Annotated in this window: 22 protein-coding genes and 5 pseudogenes; 17 read left to right on the forward strand and 10 right to left on the reverse strand. The window is 70.0% G+C overall.

The genetic code is table 11. The annotated features are described in order from the left end of the window. The first annotated feature begins 99 nt into the window (after positions 1-99). The 4 genes from BZZ08_RS04320 (at position 100) to BZZ08_RS04335 (ending at position 3,355) form a co-directional block, all read left to right on the forward strand. Positions 100-726, forward strand: a complete 627-nt coding sequence (locus BZZ08_RS04320) for a TetR family transcriptional regulator (protein WP_104630773.1) — start codon at positions 100-102, stop codon at positions 724-726. A 310-nt stretch (positions 727-1,036) separates the two neighbouring features. Next, positions 1,037-1,378: a PadR family transcriptional regulator gene (locus BZZ08_RS04325; protein ID WP_104630774.1), complete on the forward strand. Its 342-nt coding sequence runs from the start codon at positions 1,037-1,039 to the stop codon at positions 1,376-1,378. Beyond that, entirely contained in the window at positions 1,375-2,331 is a 957-nt protein-coding gene (locus tag BZZ08_RS04330; protein WP_104630775.1) for a hypothetical protein, read from the forward strand. Before BZZ08_RS04325 ends, BZZ08_RS04330 begins: the two co-directional genes overlap by 4 nt. Positions 2,332-2,425: 94 nt before the next feature. Further along, complete coding sequence (locus BZZ08_RS04335; RefSeq protein WP_104630776.1) at positions 2,426-3,355, forward strand: phosphatase PAP2 family protein; 930 nt, start codon at positions 2,426-2,428, stop codon at positions 3,353-3,355. On the opposite strand, the gene BZZ08_RS40055 is transcribed toward BZZ08_RS04335, so the two are convergent. Then, a complete protein-coding gene (locus BZZ08_RS40055) occupies positions 3,273-3,752 on the reverse strand; it encodes a helix-turn-helix domain-containing protein (RefSeq protein WP_104630777.1) in 480 nt (159 codons plus the stop codon). The genes BZZ08_RS04335 and BZZ08_RS40055 overlap by 83 nt on opposite strands. Before the next feature lie 159 nt (positions 3,753-3,911). On the opposite strand from BZZ08_RS40055, the gene BZZ08_RS04345 reads away from it, so the two are divergent. Continuing rightward, complete coding sequence (locus BZZ08_RS04345; RefSeq protein WP_104630778.1) at positions 3,912-4,259, forward strand: VOC family protein; 348 nt, start codon at positions 3,912-3,914, stop codon at positions 4,257-4,259. A gap of 181 nt (positions 4,260-4,440) precedes the next feature. Here the strand turns inward: BZZ08_RS04345 and BZZ08_RS39385 are convergent. Further along, positions 4,441-4,549: pseudogene (locus BZZ08_RS39385) on the reverse strand (aldo/keto reductase); the annotation flags it as partial. Positions 4,550-4,557: 8 nt separating this feature from the next. After that, positions 4,558-4,896, reverse strand: a pseudogene (locus BZZ08_RS04355) (IMP dehydrogenase); the annotation flags it as partial. Between BZZ08_RS04355 and BZZ08_RS39390 the strand changes: the two are divergent. Next, positions 4,892-5,074 (forward strand): annotated as a pseudogene (locus BZZ08_RS39390) (transcriptional regulator); the annotation flags it as partial. The pseudogenes BZZ08_RS04355 and BZZ08_RS39390 overlap by 5 nt on opposite strands. A 405-nt stretch (positions 5,075-5,479) precedes the next feature. Here BZZ08_RS39390 and BZZ08_RS04370 read toward each other — a convergent pair. Then, on the reverse strand, positions 5,480-6,124 hold the full coding sequence (locus tag BZZ08_RS04370) for an NADPH-dependent F420 reductase (protein WP_104630779.1): 645 nt from the start codon (positions 6,122-6,124) through the stop codon (positions 5,480-5,482). A gap of 61 nt (positions 6,125-6,185) precedes the next feature. After that, entirely contained in the window at positions 6,186-6,995 is an 810-nt protein-coding gene (locus BZZ08_RS04375) for an inositol monophosphatase family protein (protein ID WP_104630780.1), read from the reverse strand. 125 nt (positions 6,996-7,120) lie between these two features. On the opposite strand from BZZ08_RS04375, the gene BZZ08_RS04380 reads away from it, so the two are divergent. The 7 genes and pseudogenes from BZZ08_RS04380 to BZZ08_RS04410 all read left to right on the forward strand — a co-directional run bounded on the left by BZZ08_RS04380 (position 7,121) and on the right by BZZ08_RS04410 (position 14,687). Beyond that, entirely contained in the window at positions 7,121-8,041 is a 921-nt protein-coding gene (locus tag BZZ08_RS04380) for a LysR family transcriptional regulator (RefSeq protein WP_104630781.1), read from the forward strand. A 453-nt stretch (positions 8,042-8,494) separates the two neighbouring features. Continuing rightward, positions 8,495-10,732 carry an MMPL family transporter gene (locus BZZ08_RS04385; protein WP_104630782.1) on the forward strand — a complete coding sequence of 746 codons (2,238 nt, stop codon included), beginning with the start codon at positions 8,495-8,497 and terminating at the stop codon, positions 10,730-10,732. Positions 10,733-10,881: 149 nt separating this feature from the next. Beyond that, complete coding sequence (locus BZZ08_RS04390; protein ID WP_241965372.1) at positions 10,882-12,024, forward strand: sensor histidine kinase; 1,143 nt, start codon at positions 10,882-10,884, stop codon at positions 12,022-12,024. Then, positions 12,021-12,698 (forward strand): response regulator, encoded by a 678-nt coding sequence (locus tag BZZ08_RS04395; protein WP_104630784.1) that lies wholly within the window; start codon positions 12,021-12,023, stop codon positions 12,696-12,698. The genes BZZ08_RS04390 and BZZ08_RS04395 overlap by 4 nt, the downstream gene beginning before the upstream one ends. A 24-nt stretch (positions 12,699-12,722) precedes the next feature. Further along, a pseudogene (locus BZZ08_RS04400) lies at positions 12,723-12,841 on the forward strand (IS5/IS1182 family transposase); the annotation flags it as partial. A 79-nt stretch (positions 12,842-12,920) separates the two neighbouring features. Further along, entirely contained in the window at positions 12,921-13,409 is a 489-nt protein-coding gene (locus tag BZZ08_RS04405; protein WP_198601279.1) for a GNAT family N-acetyltransferase, read from the forward strand. Between the two features lie 267 nt (positions 13,410-13,676). Beyond that, a complete protein-coding gene (locus BZZ08_RS04410) occupies positions 13,677-14,687 on the forward strand; it encodes an aldo/keto reductase (RefSeq protein ID WP_104630786.1) in 1,011 nt (336 codons plus the stop codon). Between the two features lie 521 nt (positions 14,688-15,208). Here BZZ08_RS04410 and BZZ08_RS04420 read toward each other — a convergent pair. Beyond that, positions 15,209-15,940 (reverse strand): SDR family oxidoreductase, encoded by a 732-nt coding sequence (locus tag BZZ08_RS04420; protein WP_104630788.1) that lies wholly within the window; start codon positions 15,938-15,940, stop codon positions 15,209-15,211. 112 nt (positions 15,941-16,052) lie between these two features. On the opposite strand from BZZ08_RS04420, the gene BZZ08_RS04425 reads away from it, so the two are divergent. Both BZZ08_RS04425 and BZZ08_RS04430 read left to right on the forward strand, forming a co-directional pair. Next, the gene (locus BZZ08_RS04425; RefSeq protein ID WP_104630789.1) at positions 16,053-16,643 is read left to right on the forward strand and encodes a TetR/AcrR family transcriptional regulator; all 591 of its coding nucleotides are present in this window, start codon (positions 16,053-16,055) and stop codon (positions 16,641-16,643) included. A 510-nt stretch (positions 16,644-17,153) separates the two neighbouring features. Further along, a complete protein-coding gene (locus tag BZZ08_RS04430) occupies positions 17,154-17,321 on the forward strand; it encodes a hypothetical protein (RefSeq protein WP_198601287.1) in 168 nt (55 codons plus the stop codon). A gap of 301 nt (positions 17,322-17,622) precedes the next feature. Here BZZ08_RS04430 and BZZ08_RS04435 read toward each other — a convergent pair whose 3' ends face one another. Continuing rightward, positions 17,623-18,381 (reverse strand): SDR family NAD(P)-dependent oxidoreductase, encoded by a 759-nt coding sequence (locus BZZ08_RS04435; protein ID WP_104630790.1) that lies wholly within the window; start codon positions 18,379-18,381, stop codon positions 17,623-17,625. 148 nt (positions 18,382-18,529) lie between these two features. Between BZZ08_RS04435 and BZZ08_RS04440 the strand changes: the two genes are divergently transcribed. After that, on the forward strand, positions 18,530-19,177 hold the full coding sequence (locus tag BZZ08_RS04440; protein ID WP_104630791.1) for a TetR/AcrR family transcriptional regulator: 648 nt from the start codon (positions 18,530-18,532) through the stop codon (positions 19,175-19,177). A 237-nt stretch (positions 19,178-19,414) separates the two neighbouring features. On the opposite strand, the pseudogene BZZ08_RS04445 reads toward BZZ08_RS04440, so the two are convergent. From BZZ08_RS04445 to BZZ08_RS04455, 3 genes and pseudogenes are all read right to left on the reverse strand, one after another. Further along, positions 19,415-19,738, reverse strand: a pseudogene (locus BZZ08_RS04445) (TSUP family transporter); the annotation flags it as partial. After that, entirely contained in the window at positions 19,732-20,589 is an 858-nt protein-coding gene (locus tag BZZ08_RS04450; RefSeq protein ID WP_104630793.1) for an alpha/beta fold hydrolase, read from the reverse strand. The gene BZZ08_RS04450 and the pseudogene BZZ08_RS04445, both read right to left, overlap by 7 nt. A 313-nt stretch (positions 20,590-20,902) precedes the next feature. After that, a complete protein-coding gene (locus BZZ08_RS04455) occupies positions 20,903-22,372 on the reverse strand; it encodes an MFS transporter (protein ID WP_104630794.1) in 1,470 nt (489 codons plus the stop codon). Between the two features lie 154 nt (positions 22,373-22,526). On the opposite strand from BZZ08_RS04455, the gene BZZ08_RS04460 reads away from it, so the two are divergent. Further along, positions 22,527-23,093: a TetR/AcrR family transcriptional regulator gene (locus BZZ08_RS04460; protein ID WP_104630795.1), complete on the forward strand. Its 567-nt coding sequence runs from the start codon at positions 22,527-22,529 to the stop codon at positions 23,091-23,093. Positions 23,094-23,139: the final 46 nt, after the last annotated feature.

Raw genomic sequence — 23,139 nt, forward strand, 5'->3', positions numbered from 1 at the left:
TTTTGCTTCGAAGAGGCCAAACCGAACCGTTCGGTTTGACTGTACGGGTCGATCGCCCGCGATGCCAAACCAAATGGTTCGGTGCTCTATTCTGGAGCTATGTCCCGGTCCCGTGACTCCGGCCAGACCGCAGCGCCCGCAGCCGCAGCCGCCGGCGGCGACACGCGCGAGCGCATCCTCGCCGCTGCCATGGAGGAGTTCGCCCGCCACGGCATCGCCGGCGCCCGCGTGGACCGCATCGCCAAGCTCGCCAGGACCAGCAAAGAACGCGTCTACGCCTACTTCCGCGGCAAAGAAGCGCTCTATGCCGCCGTGGCCGCACGGGAGTACGTCGTCATCGCCGAGGCCACTCAGATGGACCCGTACGACCTGCCTGGCTACGCGGGCCGCCTGTTCGACTACTTCGTCGTCCGTCCGGACCACCACCGTCTGATCACCTGGGGCCGCCTCGAACTGCCGGGCACCGCAGCCGTTGCCGACGATCCCACCCAGGCGGTGATCGCCCGCAAAGTCGACCAGCTCCGCCAGGTGCAGCAGGCTGGACAGCTCGATCCCGCCTGGGACCCGGCCGACGTCCTCGCCCTGGTCAACCAGATCGCCATGACTTGGGCGGCACAACCCGAACTCAGCGAGGCTGCCGCCGCGCACGCCGTGGACCCCACCACCGCCGCCCGCCGCGCAGCGGTGGTGACCGCCGTCGAGCGGCTTTTCCCCCGAGCGCGCTGAGCTCCGCGGGCCGGCGGCAGCCCTGCTCGAACATGCGCGAAACGACGTCGGCCGCCCTTGCCTCTCGCCAAGGGGCGGATTCTGCTGACGTGTCGGATCAGTTCGTCTCGTCAGCGCCGGCGGTGGTCTCGCAGACGTTGTCGCCACCGACCGTGTCGGCCAGGCGCTGATCCAACGCCGCACGGCTGCGTCGAGGAGACGCCCGTCGCACCCGTCGGCCGGGAGAGGTGACGCTTGCCGCGGGCGTGGAGGGCCTGCCGGGCCGCCCGGGGTGGCAGATATATTTCGTAGGTCGATATATGCTCGACGCATGACCAGACAGAATCCGCCCTTGACCGAACCGCAGTACTTCATCCTGGCTTCGCTCATGGACGGCCCCTTGCACGGGTACGGCATCATCAAGGCTGCCGAGCAGGCCACCGACGGGCGGCTGCGGATCGCTGTCGGCACCCTCTACGGCGCGCTGGAGCGGATGGAGCGGGCCGGGCTGGTGGCCGCCGGTCATGAGGAGATCGTGGACGGGCGGGCGAGGCGCTACTACCGGCTCACCGAGGACGGCACCGAGGCACTCGGCCGGGAGGCGCTGCGGATGCAGCAGGCGGCGGCCGTCGTCATCGGACGCTCGCGGGATGCCGGAGCGGCCCCGGCATGAATCGTCTGCTGCTTGCGGCCTATCCCGAGCCCTACCGTTCCCGGCAGGGAGAGGAAGTGCTGGCCTGCCTGGCCGAGGCGTATCCCGGCCGCTCCTGGCCCCCGCCGCGGGAAGTTGCCGCCCTGGTGCGCGCCGGGGTGCAGGCCCGCGCCCGTGTCACCGTTGACGACACCACTCGGCCGTGGTGGCTGGACGGCATCCACCTGGCCGCCCTCGTCCTCGCCGCGCTGGCACTGGTTCCGTACTTGCAGGATGTGTGGCACTGGGCATTGCACATCGATCCCGGACAGCACGCAATCGCCTTCCGCTTCTCCGGCTGGTACCCGTGGGCCGAAGGTCCCACGCGGATACGGCTGCTGCCCTACGGGCTGCTCCCGCTGGGCTGCCTGATCGCTCTGTTGCGGGGCAGGGCGTGGATCGCGCTGCCGGCCGCGGCAGCCATGATCTGGGCCGGCGGCACGTCCCCCGGCCGCACCCTCTTCGGCGACGAGGGCAAGGCGGGCCTGGGCTACTACGGTCTCGGCGCCCCGATAACGGCCCGTGACCTGGCGCTCTCGGGGGCACTGTGCGCCGCGTGCGCCGTGCTGGCGCTCTGCCGTCCCGGCCGTCTGCGACGCCGCTCGTACCGTTGGCTGGCCCCCGTCGTGCTCGCCATGTTCGTGGCCGGGGGCCTGCATGTCATCTCCGTCAGCCCGGCTTTCCAGCGTGGTCTGTTCGTCCTCGAAGTCGCCGCGCTGATCGCCGCATGGGTGGCGACGGCCGCCACCGGCGACCACCGGTGGCTGATCCCCGTCGCGGCGGTGGCGATCGTCCGCACGCAGGCGATCGTCGTCCGGCCGGACGCGTTCATGCAGTCCTTTCCGGACCTGGTCGTCCTCATCCTGCTGATCGCACCCCTCCCCGCCCTGGCGATCACCGCCCAGCGCCGACAGGGGCAGGCGCTCGCCGAATAGGAGCGGACCCCCGGTTGGCCGGCCGAGCCCGGCGGCCCACGTCGTGCCGCAGGGCGCGCGTGACCGAACTCCTCCCAACGGAAGAAACAGAGAGATGACTCAGCACGATTCTCCGTCCCTGCCCGCGCACCGTCCGGGGGCCTCAAGGCAGGCCCCCGGGGCCCCCGAGGCCCTCGACGACACCGGCCCGTCGCGTGAGACGCGGCCGTGGATGCCGGCCCTGCTGTACGCCCTGGGGTTCCTGACGGTCTACCTGCTCGCCGTCTGCACCCCGTGGGGGCAACGAGCTGAGAACGCCCTGTTCGGTCTCGGCGAACAGGGCGGCGAAGAAGCATGGATCTACCCCCTGTCAGGATCGGCCTACGGCTCGACGCCCCTGCCGCCGATGGAATTGAGCGCCAAGCCCACCGTGCTGGTGGGTCTGGCCGTCATCGTGGTCCTCACCCTGGTGCGGCGGTGCTGGCGACAGGGGTGCGCGGCGCTCGGGGTCGTCATTCTCGCGACCGGAGGCAAGGAGGTGTTCAAATCGGCCATGCCCCGCCCCGACCTGGTGGGCGCGCCCGAGAATCTCCTTGATCAGGGTTTTCCCAGCGGGCACACGGTCATCCCCGCCGCGCTGACCCTGGCCGCCGTCCTCGTGGTTTCCCCCCGCATCCGCCCCTACGTCGCCACGGTCGGTGTGCTGTGGCTCGCCTGCATCGCCGCCGCCAGCGCGACCATGGGCGGCCACCGGCCCAGCGAAGTGCTGGGAGCCACACTGCTTGCCTGTGCCTGTTACGGCCTCGCCACCTGGCTGCTGCCGCCGGCCGCCGAGTCAGGCGCCACGCGGAACCCCCGTGCGCTGCCCGTCATCACCCTGACGCTGGCACTGGCCGTCGCCCTCGTGTCCGGCGCACGGAACGACACCCTCACAAGGACGCTGGTCTCCGCGGCGACGGCCTTCATATGCGCTGCCCTGGTCTGGTACGCCGCAGTCGGGCGGCCCGCACCCACCGCACGCCGCACACGCCCCGCATTGGACTGACCACCCGGCAGGCTCGGGGCGGAACCGGCGCAGCCTGGCGAAGCGACGGCTCCCGGGGAGGCTTGCGCTGCCGCCCCGAGCAACGCGGCGGGCACGGAAGACGCAACAGCAGGGCAGGATCAGGTCCTACCGGGGCGACGATTGGCACCGGATCCGGCGAGTACGTGGCCGACCGGCCCCTCGACACAATCGGCGCCGATCGGTGCACCGGGCGATCAGCAGCGGGTAGCAGACGGCTCCGGTAGATCGTGGTCTTGGCCACCGCGGCACGGGCTGCCACCTCGTCGATGGCGAACCGGTCGTAACCGCGTTCGGCCCACAGTTCGTGGGCCGCCTTGAGAACCCGTCCGTCGGCGTCCGCACCGCGGGGGCGTCCTCTGCGTACCGGGGTTGTCATGGGCGTCACTCCTCCCCGTGCTCGTCCCGATGCCGGTCCGCCGGTCACTCAGTGCTGGTGGGCCGGCTGCGATGCTTCGAGGACCGATGAGTTCTGGCCCCGCGTGTCGTCTGCAAGGGAAGAAGCACCAAGAACGCGCTGTGGAAGCAGGTGATTCTCATGGACGTGACTCGCGTACTGATGGTCTCTCCGGTACGGAACATCGACATCGCGGTGGCCTGGTATGAACGGCTGCTGGGCCGCCCGGCGGACCTCCGGCCGATGCCGTCGCTGGCCGACTGGCATCTCACCGCGAGCGGTTGGCTCCAGGTCTTCGAGGACCCGACACACGCCGGCTCGACGCTGCTCAACCTGGAGGTGCCCGCGTTGGACAAGGCGCTGTCCGAGCTGGCGGAGCGGGGTCTTACGACGGGGCCGGTGCAAACCGGTGGCGAGCGTACCCGGTTCGCCGCCTTGGAGGACCCGGACGGCAACCGAGTCACCCTGCTGGAGAACCCGGTGGAGTAGTCCGCAACGTGGGTCTCGGTGACGGGCGGGGTGATCGATCTGTCGTGCAGGAGGTGGAGAGGGCTTCGTGGGGGAGAGCTAGAAACCGGGCGGAGATCCGTTCTTTTCTGAAGCCTCGACGGGGTGTCCGACGCTGTCCTGGACGCGCTCGCCAGGGCGCTGCGGCTCGACGATACGGAGCGGGCACACCTGCCGGCTGCTTCTTCGTCGCCGTAGGCGGCGGCGGTGTCCAGGAGGCGGTAGCCGGCGGCGAGGGCGTCGGGGACGGCGCGCTCGGTCTCGTCGGCGGGGCGGTGGGTCAGGGGCGGATGAGGGCCTTCAGGACCTGCCGGTCGGCCATCGCCCGGTAGGCGTCCGGTGTCCGGTCGAGGGTGAAGGTCTGGTCGAAGACGCGGCCGGGGGTGATGGTGCCGTCGAGGACGTCGGGCAGCAGGTGCTCGATGTAGGCGCGGGCGGGGCTGGCGCCGCCGGTCAGGGTGATGTTCCGCATGAACAGGCCGGGACCGATCGGTCCCACTTCGTACTGCGGCACGCCGAGGCGGCTGATGGTGCCGCCGTCCAGGACGGCGCCGAGCGCGGTGTCGAGGGCCGGTCGGGTGCCGACGGCCTCGATGACCTTGTCCACGCCGCCGGTCACCCTCACCTCGCAGTCACTGCACGTCGAAGGCACCCCCGGCCAGCGCATCGGCGTATACACCGCCGAACCCGGCACCCCCGACCACGATGCCCTCCTCCTGCTGGACGTGACCGGCCCACAAGCGGCGCACACTACCCAGACCGTGGAAGCCGGCGGACGGCATCCCCGCCGCGACTGATCGCACGACGGTCGCGTGCGGTCGCTCCGTCGACTCCGGTTGTTGCGCCCGGCCGCCAACCCGCGCCGGTGCCCACGCCTGCCTGGCCGTTCCCCTCAGCGCGCACGGCTGCGTCCCGGGTGCACTGTCCCTGCCGCGCGTCCACGACCCGAGCCCTTCGACCAGGGCGACCGTGACTTCGCCACCGAACTCGCCGACCGGGCCGCCCCCGGCTCGAGACAGCCACTCGCTGCGGTCCGGCCGACGACAGCTCCGAGACCGGAGGGGGCTGGTACGACGTGCTCCCTCGTGGGGTGGTGCTGACGGCGAGGGGTGCGGGCTGCACAGGGGCTCCGGGCTCCGGGGGCCTCCCGTACGCCTGGTGCTGTCAGTCGACCGGGGTGCGTGGCCTCGGTGGGATGAGGATCAGCGGGCGAGGGAGACGGCGAAGGAGGTGAAGCCGTTGCGGCGCAGGATGTGGGGGACGACGAGGATCATGGCCTCGGTGGCGCGGGCGGTGGTGATGCCGCCGAGGTCCTCGATCCACGCGGGTTCCCAGCCCAGGTCGCCGAGGAGGCCGGTGACGGTCTTCTTGGCCTGTTCGTCGTTGCCGGAGAGGTAGGCGGTGGGCGGGGTGGCCAGCATCCGTGGGGCGGTCATGACCATGAACAGCATGGTGTTGAGGGTCTTGACGACGTGGGTGTCGGGCAGGGCGGTCTGGAGCTGTTCGGCGAGGCTGCTGCCGGGGTAGCACAGGTCGCCGGGCAGGCCGTCGGCGGCGTCGCGGGTGGCGTTGGAGACGTCGATGAGGACCTTGCCCGCGAGTTCGGCCCGCAGGGCGGTGAGCCGTTCCAGGGTGCTGTCGCCGGGGGTCGCGTTGATCACGACGTCCGCGGTGCGGGCGGTGGTCGCGTGGTCGGCGTAGCGGATTGAGGTTACTTCTCCGGGCGGCCGACTCGTCTCGTCTCCGTTCCTGCGGCGGCCGAGGACGACCTGGTGTCCCGCTGCGGCGAGGGCGTGGGCGAGGTTGGTGCCGACGCGGCCGGCGCCGAGGATGCCGATGGTGGTCAAGAGGGGGCTCCTTGGGAAGGCGGGTGGTTCGGGGTGGGGGTGGGGGTGGGGGTGCGGCCGGTCAGATCGCGGACAGGACGTTCAGCGCCGTGGTGTGGATGCCGGGGGCGGCGGCCAGGAAGTCGCGGCTGCCCGCGTTCCAGGGCTTGCCGTCCAGGTCGGTGACGGTGCCTCCGGCCTCGGTGACCAGCAGGGCGCCGGCGGCCAGGCCGGAGCGGACGTCGGAGAACTGCCAGAAGGCGTCCATGCGCCCGGCGGCGACGTGGATGAGCTGCAGGGTGGCCGGGACGGAGACCCGCACGACGAGGCCGGCGGTGAGCATGGCGGTGACCGAGGCGCCGATCCGGCGGAAGGTGTCGGTGCTCTCGCCGGGCCTGGCCTGCCCGGTGCCGATCAGTGCGGCGCCCAGGTCGTCCTTGGCCGACACGGTCAGACGGCGGCCGTTGAGGTGGGCGCCGTCTCCGGCGGTGGCGGTGTAGGTGTCGCCGGTCAGCGGGAGGTGGACGACGGTGAGGACCGGTTGGTTGTCGCGGACCAGGGTGGCGGTGACGGCCCAGTCGGACATGCCGTGGACGTGGTTGATGTTGCCCTCGGCCGGATCGCAGATCCACCACTCGCCCGCCGGCAGCGCCCCGCCCGCCAGCTCGTCCTCCACCCACCGCGACCCCGGCCTGAGCTTGATCAGCGGCTCACGCATCACGGCGAGGACCGCGTCGTCATTGGCGTGGATCTCGCCGACGACCTCGCCCAGGCTCACGCCCCGGGCATGGGTCGTGTGGCGCTCCCGCAGAGTGGCTCCGGCGTCTTGCAGTACGGCGGTCACCGCGGGCAGAAGCGTGGCGTCGAGGTCGGAAGGCATGGCTGTGTTCATGGCGGACTCCCTGGATTCGGTGGAAGCGGGGCGAGCGTGGGTGCTTCCCTTGGCCCCGCTTCTCGAAGGTAGAAGCCCCGGGTATTAACAACAAGTGCATGGTTGTCACTCGTAAAGTTACTGCCATGCAACTGGATCTGAACCTGCTCACCGCCCTGGACGCGCTACTGGAAGAGGGCAGCGTGACCGGGGCCGCAGCCCGCCTCCACGTCACCGCACCCGCGATGAGCCGCTCGCTGGGCCGCATCCGCAAGGCCACCGGCGACCAGATCCTGGTCCGCACCGGACGCCACATGACCCCCACGACCCGCGCGCTGGCCATGCGCACCGAGGTCCACGCCCTGGTACAGCAGGCCCACCATCTGCTGTCGGCTCAGACGGAACTCGACCTGGCGACGCTGGAGCGGGTGTTCACCGTCCGCTGGCACGACGCCCTCGTCACCACGTGCGGGACCGCACTGATCGCCGAAGTCCACCGCCACGCCCCCGGAGTACGACTGCGGCTCACCGCCGAACCCGGCGACGACACCCCCGAACTGCGCCGCGGCGAGGTCGACCTCGCCTCCAGCGCCGGCCCGCCGTCCCTGCCCGACATCCGCCACCGCCTCATCGGCCGCGACCAGCTCGTCCTCACCGTCCGACCCGGCCACCCACTGACCGAACAGCCCGTGACCACCGCGAGGTACGCCGCGGCCGACCACCTCACCGTCTCCCGGCGCGGGCGACTGCGCGACCGGATCGACGACGCCCTGACCGACCTCGGCCACGAACGCCGCGTCATCGCCTCCGCCCCCACCACGGCCACCGCACTCCAACTCGCCCATGACACCGACCTCGTGGTCACCCTCCCCGACGCAGCCACCCGCTCCTCCCGCCACCAGTTGGGCCTGACCACACTGCCGCTCCCGCTCGAACTGCCCAAAGTGCCCCTCCACTTGCTCTGGCACCAGCGCCACGACAACGACCCTGCCCACACCTGGCTGCGCAACCTGGCGACACAGACCCTCCAAGCCCTGTTCACCTCGCCGGACACCCCCGACCAGTAGCGTTCCGTCAGAACACGCATAACGGGCTTCAGGGACCGTTCCGCGCGCATGCCAGTGACGCGGCAGGGATGACCAGACAGCCGCGGCTGTGCCGGCTCGGTGACCGTCCGACCGTGCCCGAAGGTGGATGCTGCGCACCACACCTCCTTCCCTCGAACGCGCTGTGCCCCCGGCCGGTCGCCTGGCAAACCGAGCGCGCGGTTCACACCCGGGCCGTCCTCGCCTCGCCAGGTCGACCCTTGCCTGCGGCGCCCCCGATGCCGTGGCCGGGCTCCTTCGCCCCCACGGTCATCCTCAGGTAGGAAAACGGCCTCCTCGTCTCGCACGAGGACGGCCTCTTGTCTGCTGCACGGGCATGAGGACCAGGTCACGGCACCGGCACGATGCTCTGGCAGCACCCGGACGGACAGCCTTGGTACTTACCTGAGAACCCACTTTGGAGAGACCTTTCTCGTGGCTACCTTCCTGTACCGACTGGGCCGAGCCGCCTTCCGGCGGCGCTGGCTCGTGACCTTGTTGTGGCTGGTGGTCCTCGGCGGCGTCGGTCTCGGCGCCGCCAAGGCCCCGGCCGCGGGTGACGACGGCACGTCGTTCATGCCCGGCATCGAAGCCCAGAAGGCGTTCGACCTCATCGGTGAGCGGTTCCCCGGCTCGGATGCCAACGGCGCCAACGCCCGCATCGTCTTCATCGCTTCCGGCGAGGAGAAGGTGACGGCCAAGGAGAACCGGGCCGCCATCGACGAGCTGGTGTCCACGGTCGCCGAAGGCGCACAGGTGGACAGCACCGTCGATCCCTTCAAGGCCCACGCGGTCAGCAAGGACGCCTCGACCGCATACGCCACGGTCAATTACAAGGTCAAGGCCGACGACCTGACCGACGCCAGCAAGGAGGGCCTCGAAAGGGCCCTCGGCCAGGCCCGCGACGCGGGGCTCACGGTGGAGGTGGGTGGCACCGCACTCGCTTCGCAGCCGGCCGCAGGCGGGTCGGCCGAGGCGATCGGTATCGCCCTGGCCGCGGTCGTCCTGCTGATCACCTTCGGCTCCCTGGCGGCGGCCGGGCTGCCGCTGCTCACAGCCGTCATCGGCGTCGGCGTCAGCATGTGCGCGATCCTCACTCTCGGCAGCGCCCTGGGGCTGTCCATGACCACCGGTACGCTCGCGTCGATGCTCGGGCTCGCGGTCGGCATCGACTACGCCCTCTTCGTGGTCTCCCGCTACCGCGAGGAGCGCGCGAACGGCCGCGATCCCCAGGAGGCAGCGGGCCTCGCGGCAGGCACGGCCGGTTCGGCCGTGGTCTTCGCCGGCCTGACCGTGATCATCGCGCTCGCCGGACTGTCCGTGGTCGGCGTGCCGATGCTGACGAAGATGGGTCTGTGCGCCGCCGGAGCGGTCGCCGTCGGCGTCCTGGTCGCCCTGACCTTGGTGCCCGCGCTGCTCGGGATGTGGCCGAACGCCGTCCTCTCCCGCAAGGTCCGCAAGCCCGGCAAGCGGGGCGGCAGCGCCGGCCGCCGCTCCGGGACCGCCGCCGGTGGCGGCACCCGGTGGGCGCGCTTCGTGATGAGGCGGCCCGTGGCGGTCCTTCTGCTGGGTGCGGCCGGTCTGGGAGCCCTGGCGCTGCCCGCCGCTCAGCTGGAGATGGGCATGCCCGGCGATGAGGCGAAGCCTACGTCGGCGACGGAGCGACGTGCCTACGACGCGTTGGCCGACGGCTTCGGTGCGGGCTTCAACGGCCCGCTGACCATCATCGCCGACGTCAGGGGGTCGGCGGACCGGCAGGCGGCCGCGGCAAGGATGGCCGAGCAGATCAAGGACACCGAGGGCGTCGTGTCCGTGACACCCCCGCGGTTCAACGAGGCCGGGGACGCCGCGCTCTTCTCCGCCGTACCGACCGCCGGCCCCAGCGAGGAGGCCACGAAGGACATCGTTCAGACCATCCGCGCGGAGCGCTCCGATCTGGAGGCGGAGACCGGGGCGACGTTCGAGGTCACCGGCAGCACCGCGATGAACATCGACGTCGCGCAGGCCCTCAAGGACGCTTTGGTGCCCTACCTGGCGGTCATCGTGCTGCTGTCCCTGCTGCTGCTCCTGGTCGTCTTCCGCTCCGTACTCGTGCCCGTCAAGGCGGCTCTCGGCTTCCTGCTGTCGGTACTCGCCTCGCTCGGTACGGTCGTCGCAGTCTTCCAGTGGGGCTGGGGTGCCGAACTGCTGGGCGTGGAGCAGACCGGCCCGATCATGAGCCTCATGCCGATCTTCCTGGTGGGCATCGTGTTCGGCCTGGCCATGGACTACGAGGTCTTCCTCGTCGCCCGCATGCGGGAGGCACACGTCCACGGCGAGCGTCCCGGACAGGCCGTGGTGAGCGGCTTCCGGCACAGCGCCCGCGTGGTCGTCGCCGCGGCCGTGATCATGATGGCGGTCTTCTCCGGTTTCATCGGCTCCGGAGAGTCCATGATCAAGACGATCGGGTTCGGTCTCGCCGTCGCAGTCCTCTTCGACGCCTTCGTCGTCCGCCTGGCCCTGGTGCCCGCCGTCCTCGCCCTGCTGGGGGACAAGGCATGGTGGCTGCCCCGGTGGCTCGACCGGGCGCTGCCCCGAGTCGACGTCGAAGGTGCCGCACTCACGTCCCGGACGCGGGCATCCGCTGCGACGGGGGCTGAAGCTCAGCCCCGGGAGCCGGCCCGCACCGGCTGAACGAAGCCGACCTCAAGACGCGCCGTGGCGCCGTGGCACGGCGCCACGGCGCGTCTGTCACCCTGAACCGGCCGGTCCCACCTCGGAGTACGACGATGACTGAACGATGGAAGCACCGCGCCGACGACCGCACCCCCCTCTTCCAAGCGGTGACCACGAGCCTGTTGCTCGCCTTCACCGTGGGCGGTGTCTTCCTCACCCCGGCGGTCGCGGCCGAGGAGCCGCTCGTCCTGTGGCCCGGCCTCGTGCTGTCCGCCGTGGCCTGCGCCGTGTTGCTGCGCCGGCGCAGCTTCCCCCTTGTCGTGCTGCTGGTGACCACGGCATGCATCATGACCGAGGGGTTCCTGGGATACCTCCTGACGCCGCTGCTCATGGGCCCGATGCTGGTCGCGCAGTACACCGTGAGTCTGGGTCCCGATCGCAGAACCACCTGGTACAGCGCCGTCGCGGCCGCAGCCGGGATCGCGCTCACCGGCTTCATCGCCACCGACTCTCCGCACGACTGGATCATCGGCCTGGTCAATCCGGCCGCCTGGATCCTGATGGTCGCCTCCTTCGGCAGCTACGTGCGCGTGCGCCGCGAGTACGCTGTTGCCCGCGCCGAGCACGCCGCCCAGGAGAGGGAAGAAGAGACACGCCGACGGGTGGTCCAGGAACGCATGCGTATCGCCCGCGAGCTGCACGACGTGGTCGCCCACCATCTCGCGCTCGCCAACGCCCAGGCCGGCACCGCCGCCCATCTGGCCCGGACCCATCCCGACCAGGCCATCGCCATGATCGAGAAACTGCCGGAAGTGACCGCCTCGGCCCTCCGCGAGCTCAAGGCCACGGTTGGCTTGCTTCGTCAGGACACCGACTCGCGGGAGCTTTCTCCCGCACCGGGTCTGGAGCAGCTGCCGCAACTCGTCGACACCTGCTCGTCAGCGGGCCTGAACGTCGCCGTCGCCGTCGAGGGGCGACGACGACCACTCCCGCCCGGCCTGGACCTCACGGCCTACCGAATCGTCCAGGAGGCACTCACCAACATCACCAAACACGCCGCCACACCCTCCGCACGGGTCCGGCTGGACTACAGCCCTCACGACCTGTCCCTGACCATCACCAACGAAGCCGGCCCACGCCTTGCGGCCGCTGCAGGCTTCCCCGGCTCCAGCCGTGGCTACGGACTGCTCGGCATGCGCGAACGCGCCTTGTCGGTGGGCGGAACGTTTCATGCCGGCTGGGGGCCCGACGGCGGTTTCGAAGTCGTCTGCACGCTCCCCCTTCCCAGCTCCGAGGAAAGCACCTCATGACGATCCGCGTTCTGCTCGCCGACGACCAAGCGCTGCTCCGGGCCACCTTCCGCATTCTCATCGACTCCGACCCGGACATGACCGTCGTGGCAGAGGCGGCCGACGGTCAGCAGGCCGTGGAACTCACGCACCAGCACCGTCCCGACGTCGTCCTCATGGACATCCGCATGCCCTCCACCGACGGGCTGGCCGCCACCTCCGGCATCTGCGCCCGCACCGAACTGTCGGGCACCCGGGTCCTGATCCTCACCACGTTCGAGAACGACGAGAACGTCGCCATGGCCCTGCGTTCCGGGGCGAGTGGATTCCTCGGCAAGGACGTCGGACCCGACGACCTGCTGGCCGGCATCCGCACCGTGGCCGCAGGCGACTCCCTGCTCTCGCCCACGGCCACCCGTGCCCTGATCTCCCGCTTCCTGGCCTCCCCGGCCGACCACGTGCCCCTTGCCGCGCCGGAACGCCTCGCCCTGCTCACCGAACGTGAACGCGAGGTCATGGCACTGGCCGCGCTGGGCAAGTCGAACCACGAGATCGCCGACCAGTTGGTCCTCAGCCCGTTGACCGTGCGCAGTCACATCTCCCGCGCGATGACCAAACTCCACGCACGTGACCGGGCACAACTGGTCGTGATCGCCTACCAGAGCGGCCTCGTGCGGCCGCCCCTCGATGGCTGACGCACGGGACCGGCCCGATCACCCCTGGACGGCATGTTGCTGCCGATCGACCGGATCGCCGCCGACCGACCTTCCACTCCGGGAAGCACAAGAAGCACGGCATGAACGTGCAGGTGATCGCCGACTCGGCAGGACAGGCGGTTCCCGGGAGGGATGCAGGAATTCTGCCCGAGCAGCCGACCCGCCGCACGACGGTACGCCCCGGTGCGAAATACTTTCCCGATGAGTTCACGCACTTCCCCGATGGGCCGGCCGATCACGATACGGAGGGCCGTTGCGCGGGATGCCAAACGGCTTACCCGGCTCGTGCGTGGCTCAGGTGCCTACTCGGGTAAGTACGCAGCCGCAGTCGCGGGCTACCGGGTCGGGCCGGATTACATCGAGGCCCACCGCGTCTTTGTGGCCGTCGGCGCCGACGAACATGGAGACCGGGTCCTCGGGTTCTACTCGCTCGTCCTCGCTCCACCGGAACTCGACCTGCTGTTCGTCGCCGACGAAGCGCAGGGACGGGGCATTGGACGGCTTCTCGTCGCGCACATGCTGTCCGAGGCCCGTGCCGCCGGTCTGGACTGTGTCAAGGTCGTGTCGCACCTTCCCGCCGAGGGCTTCTACCACCGCGTCGGTGCGGTGCGGGTCGGGACCGTGCTCGCGAACCCGCCCGTCCTGCCGTGGGACCGTCCCGAATTCGAGTTTCGCGTTCCTGCGGAATGACGCGGTACGCCACCCGCGAGGTCTTCGCCCTGGTCAGACCGGTACCCAGCATGTCCCCGTCACAGGGGTGTCGGGACCGGCGCGGCTCGTGGGCGGAACGCCAGTCGTGGGAGGCCGGCGGCGCGCTGAACCCGCCGACCGCTGAGTCCTTCAAGCCCGTCTGGCCGCAATGGTTGAAACCTGACAGGGCGCACAGGCCCCACCACTCCGGGTTCCGGATCGAGACGTATTGCGATAGAGCGCACTCCAACTCCTAGGTTCGGAATCGTGCGATACATCAAACTAGGAACGACCGGACTGGAAGTCTCCGCCATCGCCCTCGGCTGCATGAGCTTCGGCGAGCCGGACCGGGGCGGCGAGCCCTGGTCGCTGGGCGCGGACGCCAGCCGGGACATCATCAAGCAGGCCCTCGAGGGCGGCGTCAACTTCCTCGACACGGCCAATGGGTACAGCGCCGGAAGCAGTGAGGAGATCGTCGGCCAGGCGGTCAAGGACTTCACCCGGCGCGAGGAGGTGGTCCTCGCCACCAAGGTCTGGATGCGGATGCGCCCCGGCCCGAACGGCGCCGGGCTGTCCCGCAAGGCGATCTTCGCCGAACTCGACGCCTCCCTGAAGCGACTGGGTACCGACTACATCGACCTCTACCAGATCCACCGCTGGGACTACGAGACCCCGATCGAGGAAACCCTCGAGGCACTGCACGACGCGGTCAAGTCCGGGAAGGTCCGCTACATCGGCGCCTCTTCCATGTACGCCTGGCAGTTCGCCAAGGCCCTGTACCTGGCAGACCTGAACGGCTGGACCCGGTTCGTGTCGATGCAGGACCACTACAACCTCATCCACCGAGAAGCAGAACGGGAGATGCTGCCGCTCTGCGCCGACCAGGGCATCGGCGTGATCCCGTGGAGCCCGCTGGCGCGAGGCAGGCTGACGCGGGCCCGGGACACCGCCACGGCGCGTGCCGGGACCGACGAGGGCGGCAGGATCCTCTACCGCGACGAGGACCAGGCGGTGGCCGAGCGCGTCCAGGAGATCGCGGGCAAGCGGGGTCTGTCCCCGGCCCAGGTCGCCCTGGCCTGGGTCATGCGCCACCCTACGGTGACCTCGCCCATCGTCGGGGTCACCAAGCCGGCCCAACTGGCCGACGCGATCGCCGCGGTGGACGTCCAACTCGACGAAGACGAGGCCGCCTACTTGGAGGAGCCCTACCAGCCGCACGAGGCCGCTTACCTGGAGGAGTCCTTTTACAAGCCGCGCCCTGGGGCGGACTCCCGGTAGTCCGGGCCACCGCCGGCCTTCGATGAGCCCTTGGTCTCGGCCTTCACGGCACTGTGGCCGACCCGGCGGTGCTTGCTGGCGATCACGCGCGACTGCATGATCCGCGCGCTGTCCGCCGGCCGCGGTGAGCAGGATGACCGCCACCGCGGTCGGCAGGGTCACGCACAGGGGAACGTGCCCGTGGGTACCGAAGTAGCCGGTGTCCACCGACTGCTCCTGAGTCTGGCCGATTGGTGAGGAATTTCGCGGGTGGGGACGTCAGGCTGATGTGACGCGGGCAGCGGGACCGCTGAGAGGGAAGCTGGTCCGACTGGTCGACCGCGGCTGGCTGCACGAGCTGCCCGCCGGCCGGTTCACCATCCGTCCTCCTGACGCGGGCCCGTCCCTGTGGGGGCGTGATCTGCCTCCACAGCGGCGCGGACGGCGAGTTGCCGGCCTTGCTCGACTCCGCCACCATCGCGGGCCTGGCGCACGGCCTTCGCCGCGGACCGGCCTAGGGGGGCCAGAATCTCCGTGAGGCGTCAGCCCTGGGCCGTGGGGCGGACGACGATGTCGCCGACGTCGACGTTCGACGGTTGCTCGATCGCGAAGGCGATAGCGCGGGCGATGTCGTCGGGGGCGAGGCAGAAGTCGACCGTCTGGGCCTGCGACTTGACGGTGGGGCTGGTGACCGAGTCGGCGAACTCCGTCCCGACGTAGCCGGGCGAGACCATGGTGACCCGCAGGTCGGGCCCGGCTTCCTGGCGCAGTCCCTCCGTGAGGGTGCGGACCGCGTTCTTCGTCGCCGCGTAGACAGCCTGGTTCGGCACGATGCGCAGCCCGGCGGTCGAGACCACGTTGACGAACTGCCCCTTGCGTTGCTCGCGGAAGACGGGGAGTGCTGCAGCGATCCCGTACAGCACGCCGCGGAAGTTGACGTCGATCATCTGGTCCCAGTCCTCGACGCGCAGCTCGTCGAAGGGGGAGATGGGGCCGACCCCGGCGTTGTTGACGAGCACGTCGAGCGCGCCGTAGCGCTCGCGAGCGCACGCCACCAGGTCCGCGAGGTCGTTGCGGCGACGCACGTCCGTAGTCGTCCAGGCGGCTGTGCCGCCCTTGGCCTCGATGCGGGCGGCGAGCGCTTCGAGCCGGTCGCCGCGACGCGCCCCGAGGACGAGCTTTGCACCGCGCGAGGCCAGCAGCAGTGCGCTCGCCTCGCCGATCCCGCTGCCCGCGCCCGTGATGGCCACCACTTTTCCGTTGATCCCTGACACGTGCGGCCTCCAGCACTAGAAGTAAGAGGGCTATCACTTCTACAGTAAGAGGGCTCTTACTTCTGGTCAAGGCAGGTGGTCATGAGTGGCCGAGGCCACAGTTGGGGCGGGTATGGAGCGTCCCGCCCGGGGGCAGCTCCGCTCGGCACTGATCGCCGAGAGCTTCAAACTGCTCTCCGAGAAAGGGATGGCCGGTTTCTCCGTCGCCGAACTCGCCCGCAGGCTCAAGGTGAGCACCGCCGCCCCGTACCGCCACTTCCGCAACCGGGAGGCACTGCTCGCCGTCGTCGCGACACACGCCGCCGACGAGCTCACCCGCGCCATGGAGACCGCCGCACAGACGGCCGGCCCCGACCCGATCGACCGGCTCGCGGCCACCGCGGGAGCCTACGTGCGCCACGTGTCCGACCGCGGCGCCGGCCTTGACGTGATCTTCGCCCGGGAGTTGAGGCCGCTGCGCGACGCCGACCTGGCCCGGGCCGGCCGCGGTCTGATGACGCTGCTGCTCGACCTCGCACGGCGGGCGGGCCACACCGATCCTCCCCAGGCGCTGCTCTTGCTCGAACAGCTCTTCTGCCTGGCCCACGGCTACATCACCCTGGACGCGGAGGACTTCCTGACCTGCTCCCGCCTTTCCCCGGAGGATGTCGCCGCCCGGGCCACGCACGCCGCCACGGCGCTGCTGCGCGGCAACGAGACGTGAGCACGGGCCGGAAGCTGCGGTGGCCACCAGTGGCCGACTGCCTTCTGACGGTTCACCGCATTCCAGGCAGGTGGGCGAAACGGCGTCGCTGCGGAACCTGGCATTCGGGCGCCTGAAGACGCTTGGCGCGATGAATGTCGGCCCGACCGCCTGAGCCATGTCCTTCGGTAAGGAAGCAACCAACCCTGGTACCGGAGCGCTGTGTAGGTGTCCCAGGCAGGGAAGGGAGCGGAAGTGGGCAGAGCTGCGCCTTCCTGTGGCGCCGCTGCGAGTGTCTTGGTCACGAACGTCCAAAGCGTCCGGGTGGACGGTCCTTCCGGAGCGGTGGTCGGTCGAGGAGATGGCGTACTGCACGAACTTTCGAAGGAGTGTGTGAACGCCGTTTCGCCGGGCACACGAGCTATCGCACCGAGGTCCTGGCATTCGGAGCGGGCCGGGATCTACCAACCAAGGGGCGTACTCAGGCCGTTGTGACGCTTATGCGTATAGGCGCCTGAGTCGGAATTGACGATGGGATTTGAAATGATCATTCTTGGGCTTATTCTGCTGATCATCGGCCTGCTTGTCGGCATGGGTCTGCTGACGACGATCGGTGGCATCCTCATTCTGGTTGGCGCCATCCTGTGGATCCTGGGTGCGACCGGTCGCGCGGTCGGTGGACGCAAGCATTTCTTCTGAGACCCCGTTCTACGTGGTGAGGCGGACAAGGCGCCCGTAGCAGCAGAGAGCGGTCCCCGCTCGAGTAATGGCTGCCGAAGGTCCTGGGCTGTCTTCCCGACGCGGCGGAGCAGCGGATCGTGGAGAGGCGGGCACACTGACAGCCGCTGCGCGGCCTGCACCGACAGGCCGCGCACACCAGCCCTGGGCATGCCTGCGGGAGCACCAGGGTGATGCGGCACCAGCGCCGCGCGTGCCATGACTCGACGTTCCGCAGCCGGACGTGGGTTCAGCTGCAACAGCTGAAGCGGTCCGGGGATCCCTACAGCAGGGCGCCGCCGGACACTTCGAGGCGCTGGGCGGTGACCCATCGCAGGTCCTCGGAGGCGAGCGCGGCGATGGCGTCGCCGATCTCCTGCGGTTCGCCGACGCGGCCGAGCGCGGTCTGTGCGCTCAGGCCCTCGCGCATCTGCGCGTCGTCCCGCATCGCGCCGCCGTTGAAGTCGGTGGCGGTCGGCCCCGGCGCGATGGCGTTGACGCGGATCTTGCGCGCCCCCAGCTCCACGGCCAATGTCCGGCTGAGGACCTCGACCGCCGCCTTGGAGGCCGAGTAGACCGAGGTGCCGGCACTGGTGTGACGGCTGAGGGAGGAGGAGACGTTGATGATCCGCCCCCCGTCGGCCAGCACGGGGGCAAGCGCCTGGATGAGGAAGAACGTGCCGCGCACGTTGGTGTCCATCACCGCGTTGTAGTCGTCGACCGTGACCGCCTCCAGCGGTCCGAACAGCCCGATCCCGGCGTTGTTGACCAGGACGTCCAGCCGGGTCGCCTCCCAGCGCTCCAGTTGCGCGGCCAGACGGGAGACGAAGGCGGGAAAGGCGGCCACGTCGCTGATGTCCAACCGCAGTGCGGCAGCCGTAACGCCGGTTTGCTGAACGTTCTCGACCGTCTCCTCCGCCTCCTGCGCGTCGCCGCGGTAGGTGACGATGACGCGCAGTCCGTGCCGGGCCAGCGCCTGGGCCGTGGCCCGGCCCAGCCCGCGATTGCCACCGGTCACCATTGCGATCCTGCCTGACTCCATGCGTGCTTCTCCTTCGGCACCGGAACGACGCGGCCGAGAGCGCTCCCGCCGTCCAGAGGCGAGTCGGTCGACTCGCCTCCCGGTCCACGTAAACATCCGGACAGTGGCGAGTCAAGTGACTCGCCTCGTGATGGGGCATACTGGACCCATGACCGCAGGCCTCTCCGTGCACCATCAACGACTCGCTCAGCGCAAGCGCGAGGCGATCACCGCAGCGGCCACGAAACTGTTCCTGGAGCGGGGCTATGACGGGACCTCGCTGGCGAAGGTCGCGCAGGAAGCGGCCGTTTCGAAGTCCACGCTGTTCAAGCAGTTCCCCACCAAGGCGGCGCTCTTCGAGGCCATCGTCACCGAGTACTGGAAGGGCGGGCCTGACCCGGCGGCGCCCGCGGCGCAGCCCGGGGATCTGGGCGCCGGCCTGAGCGCGATCGGCCGCCAGTACGCCGACCTGATCGGCCGGCCCGCGATGGCGGCCCTCTTCCGCATCGTCATCGCCGAACTGCCGCGCTTCCCGGAACTGGGACGGGCTCAGTTCGAGCTGGGCAAGCTGCCCTACTTCGTCTCCGTCCAGCGCTACCTGGAGGCTCAGCACGCCGCGGGCACTGCGGTGGTACCTGACGCGGAGAGTGCCACCAACCAGTTCCTCGGCATGATCGCCAACTACGTCCTGTGGCCGCGGATGCTGCTCGCCGACTGGAGCCCCGCACCTGCCGACGTTGGCCACGCCGTCGACGAGGCGGTCACGACGATGCTCGCCCGTTACGGCCGCGGCGCCGACGACCCGCAGCACCCCTGAGGGCCCCGGCGCCGCTGCGGGTGCGGACGACGCCCTCGCTCTCGGCCCACCGGAACGCTGCGGGAGGCCGCCGGTGAGTCGGGGTGGCGTGTAGGCGTCATCACGGCGACGTGGCCCGGCGACTGTGCCGCCGCGAGACCTTCGACATCCTGCGGCTCACCTGGGGCGACGCGATCTCCAGCCCTGAACCGGCCGCTACGGGCCGTCTGGAGAACTGGTCGTCGTTCTGAGCTGCCATCACAGCACGGCGTCGGCAACCATGAAGAAGGCCACGGCCAGGAGGGCCACCGCGAACATGCGTTCCGGGCGGGGCCCGGAGACTTTCGCGGCCAGGCGCCTGCCGTCCCAGGCGCCCAGGATCGCGGTTGCGACGAACGGGCCGATCAGCGCCCAGTCGAGTGAGATGGCGGCACTGGAACGAGTGGCCAGTGAGGCCGGCGAGTTGGCCGTGATGACCAGCAGCCTGGTGCCGACTGCGGCCTCCATCTCGAAGGCCAGGACGGCGATCAGGGCGGCGACGGCGAGACAGCCGCCGCCCACACCGAGTAGTCCGGTCAGCGTGGCGCTGCGAGGTCTGCCAGCAGCTCGGCGGCGGGCTTCGGGTGGACGAGCCAGTGCAGGTGGCTCCCCTCGAGTGTCCGGACGTCGAAGGGGTTGTCGGGTGTGAGCGCCTCGGCTTCGCGAATCATGCGGTCCTGCACGGCGAGCGGAATGCTGGCATCGGCGGCCAGGCGCACGTAGGTCTTGGGGATCCGGCCCCAGGTCGCGGCCCTTGCCCGGTCGGCGGACGTACCGACGTCGAGGTTCTCATCGGGCTGGAAGGTGTTCAGGAAGGCCCGGAACTCGTCATCCGTGAGGTCGGCGGCGAGCGCTCGCTTCAACGCGGCGAGGGCCGCCGGGTCGGCGGTGCGGAAGTTGGTGCGGAGCAGACCGAGTTCGGCGGGGTTCCCGACGAGGGTGGCAGCGAAGGCTCCCGCGTCGACGTCCGCCATCTCCGGCTGGGCGTAGTAGTCGCTCACGTCCAGCTCGACGGGGCACCAGGCGGACACGTAGACCATCCGGTCGATCAGCTCGGGCCGGGCGTTGGCGACGGCGGTGGCCGTGATGCCACCCCTGCTGTGGGCGACGAGCATGGTGGGCCCGTTCTGCTTGACCCGTTCGAGGACTTCGATCACGCGGGCGGCGTTGTCGGCGAGCGTGACTCCCTTGATGCGCCCCGGTTCTGCGGCGAGGGCGTCGAGGATCTGGGGAGCCTGATAGGCCGCGGGGAAAGTCGCCTCGAATCCGTGCCCGGGAAGGTCGACCGCGGCCGAGCGGTGTCCGAGTAGGGCGAGCTCGGCCTGCAGCGGCGCGAACGAGAACGAATTCGCGAAGGCGCCGTGAACAAAGACGAACGTCGGCGGATTATGCATGGGTCAGCCTCCAGTAGAACGATTTTCTGAGCAAGACCAAGGGCTCGAGAGGGCTGCGATACGTCTGGCCATGGCTTTGACAGTGGTGCTGAGCCATGTGCGGCTGATGCCGTGGGGAAGTATCTGCGTGGGCAAGCGGTGGTGGGTTCGGCGGTGGCCGCCATGGTGGCGCCGTCTCCCATCCGTACGTCGGGTATGACGGTCGCCCGGTCCCTGGACCGGACGTCGTTGCCGGTCGACTGTGCCGCCGCGGCTGGGCATGGCGGTGACGATGTCGCGCGGCCGCTCCCCCCGGCCAAGGCGGTACTTCTTGTCAACGGCTGTTCACGGATGCCTCGTACGAGGTGGTGACCACACCGGGATCAGTGGGACGTCGCGGCGCCGCGTAGCCTTCCGCGGGCTGCGACCTCGTCAGCCACAGGCCGGTGACCACGGCGGTGGCCAGAAGGATGGCGCCGGCGGTGAGGAAGGCGCTGTTGAGGCCGGTCTCGAAGGAGGCGCCGCCGGATTGCCGGGTGCGGACGACGGCTCCGAGTACCGCTACGCCGAGTACCGCACCGATCTGCCGGGTGGTGCTGCTGATGCCGGAGGCGAGGCCGCTTTCCTGCGGACTGACCGCTTGGATGGCGGCGCCTGTCAGTGGGGACATGGCCAGGGCGAAGCCGATGCCGACGAGTCCCAGCCGCCACCACACGTTCCCGTAGCCGGTGTCGGCGTGCACCGTGCCGAGCGCCAGCAGTCCCAGGCCGGCCAGGGCCAGGCCGGTGGTGACCACGACTCGGAAGCCGTACCGGGCGGCGAGTCGGCCCGCGTACGGGCTGACGATCACCATGGCGAGGGACATCGGCAGGGTCTGCAGGCCGGCCCGCAGGATCGAGCTGTCCTGTACGTACACGAAGAACTGGGAGAAGAAGAACGACGAGCCCATGAGCGCGAACCCCACCACGACCATGGCGGTGTTGGACACGGTGAACAGACGCTGCCCGAACAGCCGCAGCGGCAGCATCGGAGCGGAACGACGGGTTTCGACGGCGACGAAGGCGGCGAGGAGGATCGCCCCGGCAGCGAAGCTGCCCAGGATCACCGGTGAGGTCCAGCCGCGGGCACCCCCCTCGATCAGCCCGTAGGTCAGTACCCCCACCGCCAGAACGGACAGCACCGTGCCCGGGACGTCGATAGCGGGGGCGCTCGGGTTGCGGGACTCACCGACGTACCGCAGGCCGACCAGCAGCAGGACCACGCCGATGGGCAGATTGACCAGGAAAATGGCGGGCCAGCCGAAGGCTTGTGTGAGCACGCCGCCGGCCACGGGGCCCGCGGCCAGGCCGATTCCGCTGAGTCCGGCCCACAGCCCGATCGCCTTGACGCGTTCCTGCGGTACGGGACAGGAGGCGGCGAGCAGGGCGAGCGAGGCAGGGCTCAGTGCCGCGGCCCCGATGCCCTGCAGCACCCGGCCGGCGACCAGCCAGCCGAGCGAGGGGGCGAGGCTGCACAGCAGCGACGCGGCGGTGAACACCGCCACGCCGGTCAGGTACACCCGCTTGCGGCCGAAACGGTCGGCGAAGACGCCGCCGGACAGCAGCAGCATGGCGACCAGCAGTACGTACGCGTCGACGATCCACTGCAGTCCGGTCAGCTCGGTGTGCAGCCGGTGCTGCATATCGGGCAGTGCCGCTCCGACGATCGTGTTGTCGAGCAGGACCATGAACTGGCCCAGGCAGGTCGTCGTGAGCAGCACGGCACGGCTCGATCGACTGCCTGCGGTCGCATGCGATGCGGCCATGGGATGCCCCTCAATCGTTGATGGCGCCCGCCCGGTCGCGGTCGCCGCGGGTGGTGATGCACTTGAGCGCACTAACGCAGTCGGTTACTGCGTTAGGTGACTATAGGGAGGGTTGCCTCGTAAACGCAAGTACCGGCTGCGTTAAGGTGGTGGGATGAACGAGCGACAGCGAGCCCGGCGGCCCGGCGGGCGCAGCGCTCGCGTCGGCGCGCAGGTGCACCAGGCCGTCACCGCCCTGATCAGTGAGCGCGGCTACGGCAACTTCACCGTCGGCGAGGTCGCAGCCCGCGCGGGCGTGGCCGACAGCAGCATCTACCGCCGGTGGGGCGACCTGGAAACCCTGCTCACCGACGTGGCGCTCACCCGCCTCAATGCGCAGTCGCCGATGCCCGACACCGGGAGCCTCGTCGGTGATCTGCGCACGTACGCGGCCCAAGTGGCCCGCGAGATCACCGGACCCGACGGTCCGGCGGTGCTGCACCTGGCCGTCGCCCTGTCGACCAGCGGTCAGCAGGGGCTGCGGGCCGGCGCGGACCTCCGCGCCGAACGCACCCGGCAACTGCAGGCCATGCTCGATCGCGCCCGCGACCGTGGCGAGCACGCACCCGACGCGTTCGACGTGCTGGACCATATCCTGGCCCCGATGTATATCCGCGTCTTGTTCGGCATGGTCCCGCTCACCCCGGACTACATCGACGGGCTGGTCGACCGGTTGCTGTGACCTGACCTGGTCCCCGCGCCCAGCCCTCGAACGCGGTGCCAGGACT

Origin of the sequence: Streptomyces sp. MH60 (genome assembly GCF_002939385.1) — a bacterium.
In the GTDB taxonomy this organism is placed as follows: Bacteria; Actinomycetota; Actinomycetes; order Streptomycetales; family Streptomycetaceae; genus Streptomyces.